This window comes from uncultured Planktomarina sp. (assembly GCA_943788425.1).
Classification (GTDB): Bacteria; Pseudomonadota; Alphaproteobacteria; order Rhodobacterales; family Rhodobacteraceae; genus Planktomarina.
The window spans coordinates 198,738-216,064 of record CALSQF010000001.1; the positions used below are offsets into that span (position 1 = coordinate 198,738).

At 50.3% G+C, this 17,327-nt stretch carries 14 protein-coding genes, 1 tRNA gene and 3 pseudogenes; 7 read left to right on the forward strand and 11 right to left on the reverse strand.

Annotation, left to right across the window (positions count from 1 at the left end):
* Positions 1–18: 18 nt before the first annotated feature.
* Positions 19–2,410, forward strand: a pseudogene (locus ABLW18_RS00990) (FAD-dependent oxidoreductase).
* Between the two features lie 32 nt (positions 2,411–2,442).
* Complete coding sequence (locus tag ABLW18_RS00995) at positions 2,443–3,024, forward strand: nucleotidyltransferase family protein (RefSeq protein WP_347823027.1); 582 nt, start codon at positions 2,443–2,445, stop codon at positions 3,022–3,024.
* A gap of 9 nt (positions 3,025–3,033) precedes the next feature.
* Here ABLW18_RS00995 and ABLW18_RS01000 read toward each other — a convergent pair whose 3' ends face one another.
* From ABLW18_RS01000 to ABLW18_RS01020, 5 genes are read right to left on the reverse strand one after another with little or no spacing between them, the layout of a single operon-like run.
* Positions 3,034–3,939 (reverse strand): DMT family transporter, encoded by a 906-nt coding sequence (locus ABLW18_RS01000; RefSeq protein ID WP_271519304.1) that lies wholly within the window; start codon positions 3,937–3,939, stop codon positions 3,034–3,036.
* Between the two features lie 20 nt (positions 3,940–3,959).
* Positions 3,960–4,388: a YqaA family protein gene (locus ABLW18_RS01005; protein ID WP_347823028.1), complete on the reverse strand. Its 429-nt coding sequence runs from the start codon at positions 4,386–4,388 to the stop codon at positions 3,960–3,962.
* 9 nt (positions 4,389–4,397) lie between these two features.
* Complete coding sequence (locus tag ABLW18_RS01010) at positions 4,398–5,195, reverse strand: substrate-binding domain-containing protein (protein WP_347823029.1); 798 nt, start codon at positions 5,193–5,195, stop codon at positions 4,398–4,400.
* Positions 5,192–5,842, reverse strand: a complete 651-nt coding sequence (locus ABLW18_RS01015) for an ATP-binding cassette domain-containing protein (RefSeq protein WP_347823239.1) — start codon at positions 5,840–5,842, stop codon at positions 5,192–5,194. Before ABLW18_RS01015 ends, ABLW18_RS01010 begins: the two co-directional genes overlap by 4 nt.
* Before the next feature lie 60 nt (positions 5,843–5,902).
* Entirely contained in the window at positions 5,903–6,607 is a 705-nt protein-coding gene (locus ABLW18_RS01020; RefSeq protein ID WP_347823030.1) for an ABC transporter permease, read from the reverse strand.
* Between the two features lie 293 nt (positions 6,608–6,900).
* On the opposite strand from ABLW18_RS01020, the pseudogene ABLW18_RS01025 reads away from it, so the two are divergent.
* Both ABLW18_RS01025 and ABLW18_RS01030 read left to right on the forward strand, forming a co-directional pair.
* Positions 6,901–8,551, forward strand: a pseudogene (locus ABLW18_RS01025) (GMC family oxidoreductase N-terminal domain-containing protein); the annotation flags it as partial.
* Between the two features lie 242 nt (positions 8,552–8,793).
* Positions 8,794–9,636 (forward strand): site-specific integrase, encoded by an 843-nt coding sequence (locus ABLW18_RS01030; protein ID WP_347823031.1) that lies wholly within the window; start codon positions 8,794–8,796, stop codon positions 9,634–9,636.
* A 190-nt stretch (positions 9,637–9,826) separates the two neighbouring features.
* Here the strand turns inward: ABLW18_RS01030 and ABLW18_RS01035 are convergent, their stop codons facing one another.
* The 3 genes from ABLW18_RS01035 to ABLW18_RS01045 all read right to left on the reverse strand — a co-directional run bounded on the left by ABLW18_RS01035 (position 9,827) and on the right by ABLW18_RS01045 (position 11,138).
* Positions 9,827–10,135, reverse strand: a complete 309-nt coding sequence (locus ABLW18_RS01035) for a hypothetical protein (RefSeq protein WP_347823032.1) — start codon at positions 10,133–10,135, stop codon at positions 9,827–9,829.
* 9 nt (positions 10,136–10,144) lie between these two features.
* Complete coding sequence (locus ABLW18_RS01040) at positions 10,145–10,498, reverse strand: GYD domain-containing protein (protein WP_271485937.1); 354 nt, start codon at positions 10,496–10,498, stop codon at positions 10,145–10,147.
* Positions 10,499–10,835: 337 nt separating this feature from the next.
* Positions 10,836–11,138 carry a hypothetical protein gene (locus tag ABLW18_RS01045; protein WP_347823033.1) on the reverse strand — a complete coding sequence of 101 codons (303 nt, stop codon included), beginning with the start codon at positions 11,136–11,138 and terminating at the stop codon, positions 10,836–10,838.
* Between the two features lie 215 nt (positions 11,139–11,353).
* Between ABLW18_RS01045 and ABLW18_RS01050 the strand changes: the two genes are divergently transcribed.
* On the forward strand, positions 11,354–11,572 hold the full coding sequence (locus ABLW18_RS01050; protein ID WP_347823034.1) for a hypothetical protein: 219 nt from the start codon (positions 11,354–11,356) through the stop codon (positions 11,570–11,572).
* A 525-nt stretch (positions 11,573–12,097) separates the two neighbouring features.
* A pseudogene (terL, locus tag ABLW18_RS01055) lies at positions 12,098–13,522 on the forward strand (phage terminase large subunit); the annotation flags it as partial.
* Between the two features lie 548 nt (positions 13,523–14,070).
* On the opposite strand, the gene ABLW18_RS01060 reads toward terL, so the two are convergent.
* The 3 genes from ABLW18_RS01060 to rpsU all read right to left on the reverse strand — a co-directional run bounded on the left by ABLW18_RS01060 (position 14,071) and on the right by rpsU (position 16,292).
* Entirely contained in the window at positions 14,071–14,385 is a 315-nt protein-coding gene (locus ABLW18_RS01060) for a DUF6280 family protein (protein ID WP_347823035.1), read from the reverse strand.
* Between the two features lie 1,289 nt (positions 14,386–15,674).
* Positions 15,675–15,911 (reverse strand): Lrp/AsnC ligand binding domain-containing protein, encoded by a 237-nt coding sequence (locus tag ABLW18_RS01065; protein WP_347823036.1) that lies wholly within the window; start codon positions 15,909–15,911, stop codon positions 15,675–15,677.
* 180 nt (positions 15,912–16,091) lie between these two features.
* The gene (gene rpsU, locus ABLW18_RS01070) at positions 16,092–16,292 is read right to left on the reverse strand and encodes a 30S ribosomal protein S21 (RefSeq protein ID WP_044049647.1); all 201 of its coding nucleotides are present in this window, start codon (positions 16,290–16,292) and stop codon (positions 16,092–16,094) included.
* Positions 16,293–17,150: 858 nt separating this feature from the next.
* Between rpsU and ABLW18_RS01075 the strand changes: the two genes are divergently transcribed.
* Positions 17,151–17,240, forward strand: a tRNA-Ser gene (locus ABLW18_RS01075).
* Positions 17,241–17,327: the final 87 nt, after the last annotated feature.

The following is a 17,327-nucleotide window of genomic DNA, read 5'->3' on the forward strand; positions in this document are numbered from 1 at the left end:
AGCAGCAGGAGACCTATCATGAAAACCACCACCCGAGTCGCAATTATCGGCGGAGGCGTCGTCGGATGTTCGGTTTTGTACCATCTGACCAAACTTGGCTGGTCTGATGTGATGCTGCTCGAACGCTCTGAGTTGACCTCGGGGTCCACCTGGCATGCGGCCGGCGGATTTCATACGCTCAATGGTGACACCAATATGGCGGCGCTACAGGGCTATACCATCAAGCTTTACAGGGAACTTGAGGCAATCACTGGCATGTCTTGTGGTCTGCATCATGTGGGCGGCGTGACGCTGGCAGACAATCAAGATCGGTTTGATATGCTGGTCGCAGAGCGGGCCAAACACCGCTATATGGGGCTAGAGACAGAGATCATCGGCCCTGACGAGATCGCAAAAATAGCCCCGGTGACCAATATTGAGGGGATCATCGGCGGGCTTTATGATCCGCTTGATGGGCATCTCGACCCATCGGGCACAACCCATGCCTATGCTAAGGCCGCCAGAATGGGCGGGGCGCATATTGAGACCCATTGCAAAGTCCTCTCCACCACGCAGCGCGCCGATGGCACTTGGGATCTGGTGACAGATAAAGGCACTGTGCACGCAGAGCATATTGTGAATGCCGCCGGCCTTTGGGCGCGTGAGGTGGGCGCCATGGCGGGCGTCTATTTCCCACTTTTACCGATGGAGCATCAATATCTTGTCACTGAAGAGGTTCCCCAGATTGCAGATATGATTGACGCAGGCGGCGAGCATCCCCATGTGATGGATCCCGCAGGAGAAAGCTATCTGCGCCAAGAAGGTCGCGGCCTTTGCATCGGATTTTACGAACAGCCCTGCCGTCCTTGGGCTGTAAACGGCACGCCTTGGGACTTTGGCCACGAGCTCTTGGCCAATGACTTTGACAAGATCGAAGACAGCATCGCCTTTGCCTATCGGCGGTTCCCAGCGCTTGAAAAGGCCGGGGTGAAATCCGTGATCCACGGCCCCTTCACCTTCGCCCCCGACGGCAACCCTCTGGTGGGGCCAGTGCCCGGGATGCGCAATTATTGGTCCGCCTGTGCTGTCATGGCGGGCTTCAGCCAAGGCGGCGGCGTTGGCCTGACGCTGGCGCAATGGATGGTGGAAGGCGAGCCGGAGCGCGATGTCTTCGCCATGGATTGCGCCCGCTTTGGCTCATGGATAACGCCGGGCTATACGGTGCCAAAGGTCGTTGAGAATTATCAACGGCGTTTCTCTGTCAGCTACCCCAATGAAGAGCTGCCCGCCGCCCGCGGCCTGCGCCGCACCCCGATGTATGACCATTTCAGCGCCATGGGCGCGGTCTGGGGCGCGCAATTTGGGCTCGAAGTGCCGAATTATTTTGCCCAAAATGGCGAGCCTGATTTTGAGACCCCTTCCTTCCGCAGGTCGAACGCTTGGGGCGCGGTGAAACGCGAGGTCAAGGCCGTGCGCCGCGGCGTTGGCATCAATGAAGTGCATAATTTCTCAAAATTCTTGGTCAGTGGCGCCCATGCACGCGCCTGGCTCGACCGGATCATGGCGGGGCGAATTCCGCAAGCCGGCCGCCTCTCGCTCACGCCCATGCTTTCGCCAAAGGGTAAGCTTATCGGTGATTTCACCGTTTCTTGTATCCGCGAAGGCCTGTTCCAACTGACCGCCAGCTACGGCAGTCAGGCCTATCACCAGCGCTGGTTCGAACAGAATATGGAGCCTGGCGTCACGCTGCAAAACATCTCCGATCAACGCACTGGCTTTCAAATTGCCGGGCCGAAGGCGGCAGAGGTGCTGCAGGCCTGCACCACGGCCAATGTGGCCGATATTAAGTTCCTTGATGTCACAGAGCTGGTGGTCGGCGCCACAGCCTGTCTTGTGCAACAGGTGAGCTATACGGGCGATCATGGCTTTGAGCTCTATTGTGACCCCATGGCCCAAAGGGCGCTCTGGGACAGACTATGGGAAGCCGGGAAGCCGCATGGCATGACCCCTTTCGGCATGCGCGCGATGATGTCCCTGCGCTTGGATCGTTTCTTCGGCTCTTGGCTTTCGGAATTTTCACCCGATTACACCGCCGCTGAAACCGGTCTTGATCGGTTCATAAGCCTTCCGCAAAAATGTGGATTTCATCGGACGTAGCGCTGCGGAAGCCGAACGTCTCACCCCGCCAGAGCGTCAATTGGTGATCTTCGAAGTGGACGCGCATGATGCGGACGCCGTGGCCTATGAGCCGGTGTTTATCAACGGAACGGTTCAGGGATTTTGCACCTCCGGCGGCTATTCGCATCATGCCGAAAAATCCATCGCCTTTGCCTTGGTGCCCCGCGCTGAGGTGACGGATGACTTGCAGGCTGAAATTGAAATTCTAGGCCAATTGCGTCCTGCCAAACGTCTGTTGGAGCCCTTGTTATAACTGTTGATGCCACCACTTTCGCGCCGCAGATCTTGATCTGTGCCGCTGGAGCCTCGCGGCGTATGGCGCCCGATGACAAGCTCATGTTGCCCCTGCACGGCCGCCCACTTTTGCGCCATATGGCCAAGCGTGTGCTAGAGGTCTCTGTGCCCACGCTTGTGGCTCTGCCGCCAGAGCCGCACCCAAGATGGCAAGCCTTGAAAGACTTGCCTTTGCGCAAGATAAGCTACCCAGACAGCGCCGAAGGACTGTCCGGCACCCTGCGCGCGGCCGTGGCAGATCTCCCCCCGACGGTCACACATCTCTGCGTGGTTCTGGCAGATTTACCGGAGCTTGCCCCGGTAGATTTTGCGCAGCTCTTTGAACACAGACGGCAGTATTCTGACTGCTTGATCTGGCGCTCACTTAGCCCAAACGGAAAACCAGCGCATCCAACATTGTTTCACCGGGACACGTTTCCCGCTTTTGCTCAGATCTCCGGGGATGTTGGCGCACAACCGGTGATCGCCAAGTTCAAATCAGCTTTACACGAATTTACCAGCTCTCGCCGAGCTGGATCTTATGATATTGATACGCCGCAGGACTATAAAACCTATCTGAAAAGCCAGGTGTAGGCGCATCACCTAGGCCGACGGCGGTGCAATTTTGCGCAGAATACCCGACGCAAGAAACACCCCCACCGCCACGAGGATCACCCCAAAAACCTTTAGAGGTGTGACGGTTTCCCCCAAAAACCACACACCTCCCATAAGTGCCATCAAAGGGGTCAACGCCCCAAAGGCAGAGGATTGCGCCGCGCCAAGCAGTTTCACCGCATAGCTAAATAAAACCATCGCCAATATTCCAATGATGAAACTTTGAATGATGATCATGATCCAAATATCCGGCCAAGGCACGCTGGAAAAACTGACGTTTCCGCTCAGAAATAGCACCGGTACCGCGGCCAAAGTGCCCCAAAACAGCCCGATCACCAAACCCTGCATCGGGCTCAGACCACTTTGGCGAAACACCACGGAATATATCGCCCAAAGGCCAGAGCCGCTCAGAAACATCAAATGCCCGCGCCAAGCGCCATCGCTGCCACCTTTGAGGATGGGCCAAAGACTGACGAGCAGCGCCCCCAGCAGGATCATCGCCAGGCCGGCCCGACGGCGCGGCCCCGGCACTTCGCCAGCCAAGGCATAGGCGGCCACAGCGGCCCAAAATGGCAACATCCCCGGCGCCAATGCCCCGCCGTCAGAGGCCGGCGCGAAGGCAAGGCCTTTGGAGACCACATAGGGGAAAACAGCACTGGCGCCGACCATCAGCATTGCCGCGCGGGGCCAAGCCATCTTTGGGGGCATGACGCCCAGCTTCCACATCCATGGCAGCATGACAATGGCGCCGGGCAACAGCCGCAACACCAAGAGCTCTTCTATCGTGAAATCGCTTTGCACCGCAAATCGGGTGATGAGCATAAATCCTGCCCAAATCGTGACCGTAGCCATGGCCGCGATCAGGCCAAACGCCCGTGTTTCCAAAATTGCCATCACCACCTGCCCTTATCGTATCAAAGCCACGGCACAGTCATCGCCGCCAAGACGATGTACCGACCACCCTTTGCCAATGTAACCAAAGCCACAAACGGCCAAAAACTTTCCCGCAGCGCGCCTGCCACCACCGTAATCGGATCGCCAACGATCGGCAGCCAGCTCGCCAGTAAAGACCACCTACCGTAGCGCAGATACCACCTCTGCGCGCGTTGCATTTGCTCTTGAGAAGCTGGAAACCAAGACCGCCCTTCAAAGCGGCGAAGTGCGCGTCCCAAACCCCAATTTATCACCGCCCCCAGTACATTGCCCAATGTGGCGATAATGAGCAGATAGGCAACAGGTTTCTGACCGGCAACCAAAAGTCCGACCAAGACTGCCTCCGATTGCATCGGTAAAATAGTTGCGGCCATTAATGCCGAAATGAACAATACCGTGTAAGAGGTCATCACAGGGCCCTAAGGACGGGCATTGAATACAAACAGCGCTTCACCGCCAATTTCATAACCGTTGATGATCCTTTCGGCGCGCGGTGAGACCAACCAATTTTCCAAGGCCTGAGCCGCTTGCGCTTTGACATGCGCATGGCGTTCTGGGTTAACCGGCAGGTAAGAATATTGATTGAACAAGGCAGGATCACCGGCAAAGAGCAGGCTAAGATCGCCTTTATTGCCAAAGTTCAACCAACTGGCCCGATCTGCCAAAATATAGGCATTCATGGCTGAGGCGCTGTTCAGACTGGCCCCCATCCCCGCACCGACCTCCCTGTACCATGCGGCAAAATCTGCTGGGTCGTGATCTGCCGTAGCCCAGAGCGCCATCTCTTTTCGATGCGTGCCGCTGTCATCTCCGCGGCTGACAAAGGTCGCTTGAGCCGATGCAATGCTCTGAAGGGCCTCGATTGCCGATGTGGCCGCGCGCACCTGCGCGGGATCGCCCGATGGGCCAATCAGAACAAAGTCGTTATACATGATTTCGCGCCTGTGGCTGCCGTAACCCGCAGCCACAAAGGCCAGCTCGGCAGATTTGGAATGTACGAGAATAGCATCCACATCGCCGGACTGCCCAAGCCGGATGGCCTGCCCGGTCCCCACCACCAAAAGCTGCACGTCCAGACCAATATCCTGTGCAATGGCCGGCAAAAGCACGTCCGATAGGCCGGAATTGTTGAAACTTGTCGTGGCGGCAAGCCGCAAAGTCTCGGCAGAAGCCGCCGTTCCCGCAATGGTGAGAGCGATCAATATGGCGCGGATCATTCTATGATATCCCCATTCAAAAAGGCGATAGCGCCGGGTGATTTGGGCGCAGCGAAAAAGCGATCAGCCGGCCCCTGCTCTTCCACCTGCCCCTTATTGAGAAATAAAACCCGATCCGCAAGGCGGCGGGCTTGGCCGAGGTCGTGGGTGGTCATGATGATCCGCGCGCCGGCCGCGCTTGCGTCGCATAAGATATCTTCAATCTCACGGGTCGAGCGCCCATCCAGATTGGAGCAGGGTTCATCGAGGAACACTGTATCTGGCCGGCGGATCAAGGCGCGTGCAAGGGCAAGTTTTTGTTGCTCGCCGCCGGACAAGCGCGGCGCCGGAACATCGAGCTCTGCGCTGAGCCCAATCCGCGCCGCCCAATGCGCCACACGCGCGGAAATTTCCGCTTTCGGCAAGCCCAACAATTGCAAAGGATAGGCCAAATTCGCCCGAACCGAGCGCCGCAGCATAATTGGGCGTTGAAAGACATAGGCTTGACCCTGCCGCACCGTTTTGGCCGGTACAGTCCAGCTGACAGAGCCGCTGGTGAGCCGATCAACCCCATGCAAGACCTTGAGCAACGTGGTCTTTCCCGCGCCATTCGGTCCCAGAACAATCGTGAAACCGCCGCCGGACAGATCAAGATCAAGCGGCCCCAGAACAGCCTTGCCGCGGCGTCTTCACCACCACGCCATGCAATTGAGCGTAAAGGTCTTGGCTCACCATCGGCCCTCCCGTTCTGTGCGCGACAGAGTATGAATGGCCAGATTGACACATAGGCTCAAAGCGATGAGCACGAAGCCCAGCCCGAGGGCCAGTGCGAAATCCCCCTTGCCCGTTTCCAAAGCAATGGCCGTGGTTAGGACCCGTGTGACGTGATCGATATTGCCGCCCACAATCATAATGGCGCCCACTTCCCCAATGGCCCGGCCAAACCCGGCCAAGGCGGCGGTCATCAAGGCGCGCCGCCCATCCCAAATGAGCGTTGCAATTCTTTGGCCATGCGTGGTGTTTAGGGAAATTAATAGATCATGATAGTCCGACCAAAGCTCGCGCATGGCTTGGTGAGTAATGGAGGCAATCAGAGGCGTGATGATAATCACCTGTGCGATGATCATGGCGGCGGGTGTAAACAGCAGTCCCAACACACCAAATGGGCCCGCGCGCGACAAGAGCAAATAGACAATCAACCCCACCACGACAGGCGGCAGGCCCATCAATGCATTCATAGTGGCAATAACAAAACGGCGGTGGCGGAACCGGCGAATGGCCAACCAAGTCCCCAAAGGCAAAGCCAAAGCGGAGGCGATCACCAATGCGCTCAAACTCACTTGCAAAGATCTTAGCGTGATATCGATAAGGTCCGCGTCGAGGGACCATATCAGCAGAAATGCCTCCGCCATTCCGGCCCATATTTCACTCATGTCAAAGCCGTCCCGGTCATTACGCCACACTCATGGATCGGGCCAAGACACGGTGTCGAACGCGCGGGTTTGGCATATGATCCCGGTTCGACTTAAAACCAGCTTCGCAACGACCGCAATGGGGCGCGCGGCAAATTGGCTGCAAAATTGAGATTTCAAGCTCGCAATAACCTTCCCCGACCTAGGCCGCCCACCGCCGTTGCACGATCAATTGCATTTTTCGGCTGAGTGCTTGAAGGTGCACCGCATGGGCGGCGCGCAGGCGCCCCTGCGAGCCAACGGGGATAAGATCCATGTCAGAGACATCCGCCACTTTCGATTACGTCATCATTGGCGGCGGCACTGCCGGCTGCTTGCTGGCCAACCGCCTAAGCGCGGAGCCAAACCATCGGGTCTTATTGCTCGAAGCGGGCAAAACAGACAGCTACCCGTGGATTCACATCCCCGTCGGTTATCTATATTGTATTGGTAATCCGCGCACAGATTGGCTGTATCACACAGAACCCGACGCGGGCCTAAACCATCGTGACACAGCGCTATCCACGCGGCCGGGTATTGGGCGGATGCTCCTCGATCAACGGCATGATCTATATGCGCGGCCAAGCGCGAGACTATGACGCTTGGGCGACATTGACGGACGATGACAGCTGGTCTTGGCACAACGCACTTGCCGATTTCAAAGCCCATGAGAATCACTACCGACTAGATCAAGGCGCCGATCCGATGACTGGGGACAACAGCCGATTTTCAGATATGCACGGCTCCGGCGGCGAATGGCGTATAGAAAAACAACGTCTACGCTGGGATGTGCTGGATAGTTTTGCCGATGCCGCCGAGCAGGCCGGGATTGAAAAAATCGACGATTTCAACGCCGGTGACAATGCCGGTGTCGGTTATTTTGACGTCAATCAACGCTCCGGTTGGCGTTGGAGCAGCTCTAAGGCATTTTTGCGCCCAGCACGGTCACGACCCAATTTGACAATCTGGACCGAAGCACAGGCAAAAAAACTCACCTGGTGCAGCGGAGACGATGGCCAGCTGCGGTGTACAGGCCTATGCGTGATGCGCGGGGGGCAACCTGTCCTTGTCACAGCAAAGCGCGAGGTGATCTTGTCTGCCGGCGCAATCAATTCGCCACAAATCCTACAACTCTCCGGAATTGGTCCAGCAGATTTGCTGCGATCCCATGGGGTTGAGGTGATCCACGATGCGCCGGTGGGGGAAAACCTGCAAGACCACCTACAAATCCGTGCGGTGTTCAAAGTCAATGGTACTCAAACACTCAACACTCTGGCCAATAGCCTATTTGGGAGGTTTAAAATCGGTGCGGAATACCTGCTGAACCGCTCAGGCCCGATGAGCATGTCCCCCAGTCAATTGGGCGCCTTCACCCGCTCAGATCCCGCCCGACCCCACGCCAACCTCGAATACCATGTGCAGCCTTTGAGCTTAGAGGCCTTTGGCGAAGATCTCCATGATTTTCCCGCCATCACCGTCAGCGTCTGTAATCTCAACCCAACCAGCCGTGGCAAGGTGCACATCAGCTCCGCCAATTTCCGAGATCCGCCTAAAATTATGCCAAACTACCTCAGTACCGCTGAAGATCGACAAGTTGCGGCCGACAGCCTGCGTCAAGCGCGGCGCATTATGGCGCAACCGGCAATGCAGAACTACGCGCCAGAAGAATTTAAACCGGGGGTGCAGCACCAAAGCGATGAAGATTTGGCACGGCTCGCAGGCGATATCGCCAATACAATATTTCACCCGGTAGGTACTGTAAAAATGGGCCGTATGGACGACCCCTCAGCGGTTCTAGATCCGCAGCTGCGTGTTAAAGGCGTGCAAGGGCTGCGCGTGGTCGATGCCAGCGTCATGCCAACCATCACCAGCGGCAACACCAATGCCCCCACCCTGATGATCGCCGAAAAGGCCGCCGCCTGGATACGAGAGGGCCGTGTGAGCCGCGTCGCAAATTTGCCGCCGCGACCCGGTGGACAATCGGCGAAATTCTTGATTATCTCGACATCTCAGACAGTCTGAACTGTATGGTTTGGGGAGGTGCCGGAGTGGTCGAACGGGACGGATTCGAAATCCGTTGTACCTGCAAGGGTACCCAGGGTTCGCCGACTCAAAAATCACCTAGTCGAACGGATTTTTGCTTTCTTCAATAGATTTGGAGACAGACAATGACAAACATCACAAACTTTCTGAACAAGCATGCTGCCTACATTTGGGACACAACTGACCTGCACCATAAGGAAAGTACTGCAAAACTGAAGGTATTTTTAGATTTTGGTGACAATGCTGATAAACGGTTGGATGAAATCAGCGGGGCTGACATACTTGATTTCTGCCGCTGGCTAAAAGAGACACGAGGTATATCAGACAATACTATCAATCATTATCGTTCAGCCCTGAGCAGGTTCTTTAATTATGCCAAAGATTATTTGGACCTACCAAAAATTCCAAACATCAAATTTGTTAAAGTTAAGAACCAGCGTGTGCGCTTTTATAGCCGCTCTGAAGTCAAACAAATCAGAGAATATCTGGCTGGCCACAAACACGCATGGCTGCTGCCAATGTTTAACATCGGTATCAATACAGGAATGCGCCTCAGTGAGATATTGCGTGTTCGACAAAAGGACGTGGTGTTCATAAATGATGTCCGTCATGTACGTTTAACTCACACGAAAAACGGAGACCGCCGAAACGTTCCACTTAGCGATGACGCTTTTAACGCATTTGAAGCGTTAAACTGGAACGCAGAGACCATGTTTATTGAGGGTGCACATTATTATGCTTGGAAAAATATCAGGCTAAATATTTGTGATGGCGACAAGTCTGCTGTTTTCCATTGTACCCGCCATACCGCAGCTACCGTGATGGCTAACGAGATGAACATTAATCATCTGTTAATTGGCGCTATGCTTGGTCACAAAGACCCCTCGAGCACGATGAAATATGTTCACACCAATCCAAATACGATGGGGACGATTGCTGCACGTCTTGCAGATATTATCAATTCTTGAATGAGTTAAGCGAAAAACTTAAAGTAAAATAAAAAAGGGCCCTTCAGGCGTACTTTACAGGAAGATTAGGATGGCAAAAGGCAAAGGAACTTAAGGTAAAAAAGTAGGTCATTTACCAAAGAAAAAATGAGCAGTCTGGCGGGGGGTATCCCCCCACCAGATTTATTTAGGCATGCGTCGCTTTATCGATTTAAAGCCCAGACATTTGATCCACTACAGACCCTATATTTTCATCAATTAATTGAGCGCCCTCTTCATGATTTCTTTTGCGTTCCTCCAGAACGGAAACACGCTCTTTTTTGAAATCAGCTTCATTTGCATAAGTCGTAACAGAACCATGATGATTATCGTCAACCTTGAATAAGACAGTATCCTCAGCAATCATATTTGGCTTGCGGCCGCGCAACCAATCTTGGACAAAAGCATCCTCAGGCACACCATCTTTCCAAAACCATTTACTATACACTACAAACTTGGCCATCGCATTAAAAGAAGGCATATCGTTTTGTTAAGCATTAGCTGGCACGTATGCCTTCATAATACGCTGCGCCGCTGCTACTACTGGCCCGTTATCGATACACTCATGAACTTCTAAACTTGCAAAAGTACCAGATGCGTGAGCTGCAGCCATAACACCCATCGCTGTCGCAGCATCAGGGACATTAAAATCAACAATAATGTCCATTCTACCACGCATAAAACTTGCAAAATTAACGCTACCACCAGCGGCTTCAGCAACCGTTTTGACTGCAGCCATCCGGTCAGAGCCACCAATTATACCCTTAGCGCCCTCTGCGTTATAAGAACCCATCATTATGCATCGAATTGACATCTCTTTTTCCTCCCTAATTTCTATATTCACATTTTTTCACTCTCAAAATTGTGCATAAGATAAACTCAAAAACTACACTAAATTATAAATCAGTTTTTCTTCTATTACTTTCATATACTTGTTATAACTGACCAACTCCAAACCATATTAAACAACCATCTTTCATTTGAATATAAGTGGGGTCACGCACCGAATGTTCCCGTGACGAAACTGATGGAACGCTATGGCAAAGAGATAACGGTCAAGGAAGTCATAAAGAAAGCCAGATGCTCCAACTATGGACAAAAAAACAGCTTCGAATTTCGAATTATCTATATTGGCGGCAGTTATAACGCGATGCTGGGCGGAACTACCAAGCCCAAAAAACCTAATTCGTAACCGATCTCGATTTTACACAATAAATGTCGCTATTATCACCGCTGCGATAATCAATATGACGACACATATAAATCAGATCGTCAAAAGTCACTATAAATTTCACCACAGTTACATACCTATCAGTGCGATTATCATCTAGTTGCGTACTAAGTATTTTGCCCTGCGCTAAAACTATTTCTGGATTGGGGTGAAAGGGTTCGTTTGCTGTGCGAGGCCATATCAATGTTTCGTTCGCCATCGCAGATGTAGCCAAAATTAAGCAAACAAAAATTGAACCAATAATCCTTTTCATTGTAACCTCCTCCTCTGGTCAGATTTCATGCCTCTTTAGGCAGACGGACTAAGTAACGAAAACATAGGCCACATGCGTGTGACAACCCCTGAGAGTAGGAACAACGGTCATTTCCCCTTATCAACACAATTTTGTAATAATAAAATGACCAACTTAACAGCGTCCCACTTTGGTGTAGTTAGTGGCGCGGCGGCTAAAGTTGAACAAACAAAGAGATGATGGCTTCGCTGCATAAAACGCTAGCAGAGAACCTACCACTTCGCATCAAAGACCCAGAGGCTAAATCATCAGACCTGAATGTCACCCGTCAGTTTCTGAAAGACAACGGTATAGACGCCGTACCTGTCGAGGGGTCGCCTCTGAGTGACCTAGTACGCACCCTGCCCGACTTTAGCGATGCTGATTTCGACGTTAATGAGTTAATGGTAAATTAATTTATCACTTAAATGTTTCCCAAAAACTCCAAACAACGACAGAAAATACGACACCACTAATTATCCAAGCAAACGCATAAAAGCGTTTCGATTGTGACGAGTTTAGACTCCCGCAATTTAAACATTCCTTAGTATCAACGAATGAAAATTTCTTACACGAGTTACAGGTGGGCAAAACAGACGCCTCCAATTAGAATAGCTATAACTAGAACAGGTAGATATGTTTAAAGCAACAACGTCGCTCGGTATTACGATAGCGAAAGACCCACTCTCAGATTTCAGAAAGTTTCTGTTCGTTATCTGGAAGCATCTTAACCTCCCCGACCCTACGCCAGTTCAGTATGATAAAGCTTATAACCTACAACACAGCGACAAGCGAATGATTATTCAAGCATTCAGAGGGGTGGGCAAATCTTGGATTACTTCAGCCTACGTCGTCTGGCTGCTCTACATGAACCCGCAGTTAAACATTTTGGTCGTCTCAGCGTCTAAATCTCGCTCTGATGACTTCACCACTTTACTCTAAGGCTCATCAGCGAGATGGACATCCTGGCACACCTGAGGCCAAAGACGGACCAGAGACAGTCGAAGATTAGCTTTGATGTAGCCCCTGCTGCAGCGTCTCACGCACCCTCAGTGAAATCTGTGGGTATCTCAGGTCAATTGGCTGGCTCACGAGCAGATGTAATCGTCGCAGATAACATCGAAGTCCCAAACAACTCCATGACCCAAGGTATGAGAGATAAGCTCTCAGAGGCTGTGAAGGAGTTTGACGCTATTCTTAAACCAGATGGGCGTATCATCTACCTTGGGACACCACAGAACCAAGAGAGTTTGTATAACAAGCTACCCGACCGTGGATACAAGGTCAGTATCTGGCCAGCACGATACCCGAACGCTGACCAAACTGTTGGCTACGATTCAAAGTTAGCCCGTCTTATCTCAAATGCTATGGCAGCAAATGATTTACTTGTAGGTGAACCCACAGACCCTGCCCGTTTCTCCGAGTTTGACCTATTGGAACGTGAAGCATCCTACGGACGCTCAGGTTTTGCACTGCAGTTTATGCTCGATACGAGACTCTCTGATGCCGAAAGATACCCTCTCAAGGTGTCTAACCTAATCGTGATGGATATACCCCCTCAGGAGGCCCCTGAGAAGGTCTCATGGTCATCTGACAGCCAGTATATCGTAGAAGAATTGCCGAACGTGGCATTCAACGGAGACCACTACCATAAGCCTATGTTCATGAGTTCTGAGTTCGTAGAATACACTGGCTCGGTCATGAGTATTGACCCCTCAGGACGCGGTAAGGATGAGACAGGCTACGCAGTCGTAAAGATGCTCAATGGTTATCTATACGTCCGTAGATGCGGTGGCATCGCTGTTGGCTATTCAGAGGAAGCACTCAAGAAACTTGCAGTCATCGCCAAGGAAGAACAGGTCAACGAAATCATCGTCGAGAGTAACTTCGGTGATGGGATGTTTAACCAGCTGTTTATGCCTGTGTTGAACAAGGTCCATCCTGTCACGACGAGTGAAGTTCGTCACAATAAGCAGAAAGAACGCCGCATCATCGATGTTCTTGAGCCTGTGATGAACCAGCATCGTCTGGTCATCGATAAGAAGGTCATCCAGAAGGACTTCGACAGCTGCCAACACCTACCCCCGGAGCAGGCTCTTCGTTACCAGTTGATGTACCAGCTGACCCGCCTGACGGCCGACAGAAGCGCTCTGACGAATGATGACAGACTGGATGCGCTTGCTATGGCCTGTCAGTATTGGGTCGATGCAATGGCTCAGGATGCCGAGCAGCGCATAGGTGCACGTCGGGAAGAACTGATGAGTGTTGAGCTAGACCGACTGCGTGAGCAGGCGTCCTTAGGTTTCGCTTTAATTACGGGTCACCAGAGTGAGAAGACCAACACCACCACTAGCCTTAGATGGTAGGCAACTTAATCTCTGCTAGCAGCTCATCTGATGGCAAACAATTCGTTATAATCTCAGCTAGAAGCTCACCTGACGGCAATAGTTTGTTCGTTTCATCGATAAACTGCATTTTACGTCCATATTTTATTGCCTCGCACAGTGTGCCTGATGGTACCCGTGTTTCACAATGCGCTATTACTGCTTCAAAGTTCAAAAACTCTTGGTGTATGGTCATTGGAATTGCTCCTTTGACTAGTATTACGGGGAAGTACTAAAATTAGATTACTTCTATGCTGCGACATTTGAGACCATCCTGAGTGATGACTATAGGTCGACCTATAGGTCTGGTGCCTCTCATGTAAAAACCCTTATAAATAAGACCAATTTCAATTGTTGCACTTAAAGATAAGCGGAGGGGGAACATATACCTATAGTTTTCCCTAAAGCTATCCCCAGAAATGTAGATAAAGGTATGACATCGACAGCATCAATCCATAGATGAACTATTAGTAGAACTTTAGTTTAACCTGTAGCCCCACCAAAAAAAGACCAGCCACAGACTCGTAAGTTTAGCCTAGTTCGGCTTTTGCCTGCTGACGACGTTCTCTTTCTTCGAAGCTCAAAGCCACGGATGTGCGGATGCCTTTACCCACAAAGTCCATCATGCCGGAGACAACACGCTCATTGGAGTCAATCCCTGCGCAAGACAGAACTTCGCAGCCATCACGAGAGCGCGCCCATCGAGCGATTTTCTCGGGGCCATTGCCATATTCCTTTTCATCCTCAACCGCGTCATCTAATGCGGCCAGTACGACTGCTGAAAATAATTTACGGGCGCGTTTACCCTGCTCGTGGATAAACTGCCCGTCGTCGAAATCATTCATCTCAAATCCTTTTAGTTCACGGTGTAGCAATTCTAGCGCGCATCATCGCCAATGGAGGTAGATGGCTGAAGGTTCAACCTAAAAGTTTTGGCGTAAAAATCTGAGGTGGTAACTATAGGTTGACTTATAGGACTGGTGCCGCTGTTGTAAAAACCTCTATAAATAAGACCAATTTTGAAGGTTTCCCTATAGGTTAAACGGTGGGGGAACTTATACCTATAGTTCTCCCTAAAGCTATCCTCATAAATGTGGATAAAATGGCAAGGGAGGGCCAAATCCATAGTAGAGCTATTAGTAGACCTTTAGTTCAACCTGTAGAGATAGGGGCGGATGACTAACAAGCTGCGGTCACCCACAGTTGCTATTCATCCAACGATGTGCGCTTGCCGCAAAACAAACACCAATCTCCCCCGGAGAAGAAAATAGCTATGAGCCATTTCCGAGTTAGATAGTGGTTCGACTTTTGGTGATTTCAAGGAAAAAAACGCCAGCCACTCATTTAGAGAAAGCTGGCCAGTACACCCTGTAATTGACCCTGGGAATGGGGTTACTGGGTGATACCTCGAGGGGTACGTTTAAGTTTTGAATATGGTTTAAATATGAGGCAAAACAATTGCTGGCAATGCGCCAATCAAAAAGGCAAACTATGGATAATTGCGCAGCCCTTAAGCAGTTTAAAGTATATCGCCATTAATTTAGGCGAAAAAATGTGAGGGGGTTACGTGTAATGGTCTCTGGCAAAAATCCCCCATGCTCCGCTCGGGCTGGAAGACGCGGTGTATCGACCAAATAATTGGGGCCAAAATACAATCCCATCGCTATTACAAAACAATATGCCCCAGCCAAAATGTCAAAATTAGTATTATCATAAATAATGACACAAATTTGTTATAAACAATATGGGATTTTCGACGCTCATCCAAAATTTTTTTGGTCTTTACAGCTCCTCTATCATTTTAGAACCTACAGTAATGCGCTAGTTTCCTACTATGCTACCTCTACAGACCAAAAGATGGCTTATCGTCAGCGCATTGCTAATCTTAACGCTTGGTCTTGCCCTGCTCTTAAAAATGTACGGGATACTCATGCCCAGCGTCGTCATATAATTGGGTGTTTTAAACAAAAAATAACACCAAAGTCATTAACCCAACTACAAACTTATCTGATGACTACTTTTATATTAATTCCAAGATTTTTGAGACGAAGTCACTGGGTAAAATAGCAACGAAAAGAACGATGCAAGCTAACATGAGTTTCATTGGAATCGCCCCCTAAATACATTGTGTTAATCAGAACGCTTTAAAAGTTTGGATCGTGTAAGTGCGCTCGATTCCATCAATATTGAGCAAATTGTCATTTATAAACATACCAATATCCTCGCCATTTGGCACATAAAGCTTCATCATCAAATCAAAATCGCCACTGGTGGAATAAAGCTCTGAATGAATTTCGCGCATGACGATTTGCGCCGCGACTTCATAGGCAGTGCCGGGCCGACAACGTATTTGTACAAAAAGACAAGTCATCGTAAATCCATTACCTTTAAGGTTCTAATTAAAAAACCACACTCATTTTACCAAACAGTACATGCAGCTGATTTTGCTAATCGCTCGCGGTGATAGCAGACGTCCAAAATGTATAAACTGAGCTTAGCATATGCCATCAAGTTTTAAACAGGGCTATTTTTAGCTTAATATACGGAATAATCAGCCCTCTTTTTCAGCTTTTTTACGCGCGAGTTTACGTTGACGGCTAAGTCCTTCTTTTGCCTGACGAGCCTTTTTCTCAGATGGTTTTTCGAAATGCTGCTTGAGCTTCATTTCACGATACACACCTTCCCGTTGCAGCTTTTTTTTCAAGGCCCTAAGAGCTTGGTCAACATTATTATCACGAACACTTACTTGCATTGTCTTACCACCATATTTGACAGTTGCCGCAAGCTTCATTGCATTAATTTTCAACCAAATCAAATCTAATATGAACACTAGAGAAATTTTCAAACCTATAAGACAAATTGCGTGACCAGACGCCTTTAGGTTTTGCCGTTATTGGAGGCACCAGAAGAAGACAACTTATCTTAGGTGCTAACTATAGGTTTAACTGTAAGTCTGAGTCCGATTTAGGGGGATTAGGTATAACGGTATCGACCCCCTCAGGCTCTGCCCCTGCCCTGATTTGGCCCTCGGCGGCACTTTTACCATCTTTTACCCCCAAAACCATATACATAGGGGTTGCAGGGGGTATAAATAACCACTTCTAGACTGATGATTATATAGGGTACAGTAATTTAGATTAAGAATAACATTCTTATCTTCTCTATTGTTTTTTTGATATTTCTTTATCACAAAATCTATTCTGTTTTGAAAAATAAATTAACTTTCGAGAAAAGCATTTATACCTAAAAGTGGTCTAACAGTTGAATTTCAAATAAAAACAAGCTCTCTTTGTGATTGTATTAGTAACCATAGGCATAAACCGTGGTCCAGGACCTGATGCAAATTATTAGTCCACGCTCTACGTCATACTTGCTGCACACGGTTGGCATCAGCGGGCGCTGATTTAAGACCATTGTTGGATAGACGGGTCTTTTCATCCTCGAGATTACCAGACGGTATTGATATTTTACCCCAAGGCGCATCGATACTGCTGTCACCTGGCCAGCGTCTAAGCCAAGCCACTACACGCGCACAAACCCTATGCTTTTTGCGTTGCATTTCAGAATCCGTTTGATATGAGAAAGTCACTTGAAGGCAAACTTCATGTGCGGAGAGGTGCCGGAGTGGTCGAACGGGACGGATTCGAAATCCGTTGTACCTGCAAGGGTACCCAGGGTTCGAATCCCTGTCTCTCTGCCAAAACTTACTATATACCAATCATCTAACTGAAAAAATCTCTATTAATGCTTTTCATTTCCAAGCGCGCCCCACATTTGACGAGCGAAA

What these genes read in the sequence shown, in the direction of transcription:
- ABLW18_RS01000 (WP_271519304.1), bottom strand. Translation starts at nt 3,939, where the DNA reads ATGGCAATTTTGGAAACACGGGCGTTTGGCCTGATCGCGGCCATGGCT.
- ABLW18_RS01005 (WP_347823028.1), bottom strand. Translation starts at nt 4,388, where the DNA reads ATGACCTCTTACACGGTATTGTTCATTTCGGCATTAATGGCCGCAACT.
- ABLW18_RS01010 (WP_347823029.1), bottom strand. Translation starts at nt 5,195, where the DNA reads ATGATCCGCGCCATATTGATCGCTCTCACCATTGCGGGAACGGCGGCT.
- ABLW18_RS01020 (WP_347823030.1), bottom strand. Translation starts at nt 6,607, where the DNA reads ATGAGTGAAATATGGGCCGGAATGGCGGAGGCATTTCTGCTGATATGG.
- ABLW18_RS01030 (WP_347823031.1), top strand. Translation starts at nt 8,794, where the DNA reads ATGACAAACATCACAAACTTTCTGAACAAGCATGCTGCCTACATTTGG.
- ABLW18_RS01035 (WP_347823032.1), bottom strand. Translation starts at nt 10,135, where the DNA reads ATGCCTTCTTTTAATGCGATGGCCAAGTTTGTAGTGTATAGTAAATGG.
- ABLW18_RS01045 (WP_347823033.1), bottom strand. Translation starts at nt 11,138, where the DNA reads ATGAAAAGGATTATTGGTTCAATTTTTGTTTGCTTAATTTTGGCTACA.
- ABLW18_RS01050 (WP_347823034.1), top strand. Translation starts at nt 11,354, where the DNA reads ATGATGGCTTCGCTGCATAAAACGCTAGCAGAGAACCTACCACTTCGC.
- ABLW18_RS01060 (WP_347823035.1), bottom strand. Translation starts at nt 14,385, where the DNA reads ATGAATGATTTCGACGACGGGCAGTTTATCCACGAGCAGGGTAAACGC.
- ABLW18_RS01065 (WP_347823036.1), bottom strand. Translation starts at nt 15,911, where the DNA reads ATGACTTGTCTTTTTGTACAAATACGTTGTCGGCCCGGCACTGCCTAT.
- rpsU (WP_044049647.1), bottom strand. Translation starts at nt 16,292, where the DNA reads ATGCAAGTAAGTGTTCGTGATAATAATGTTGACCAAGCTCTTAGGGCC.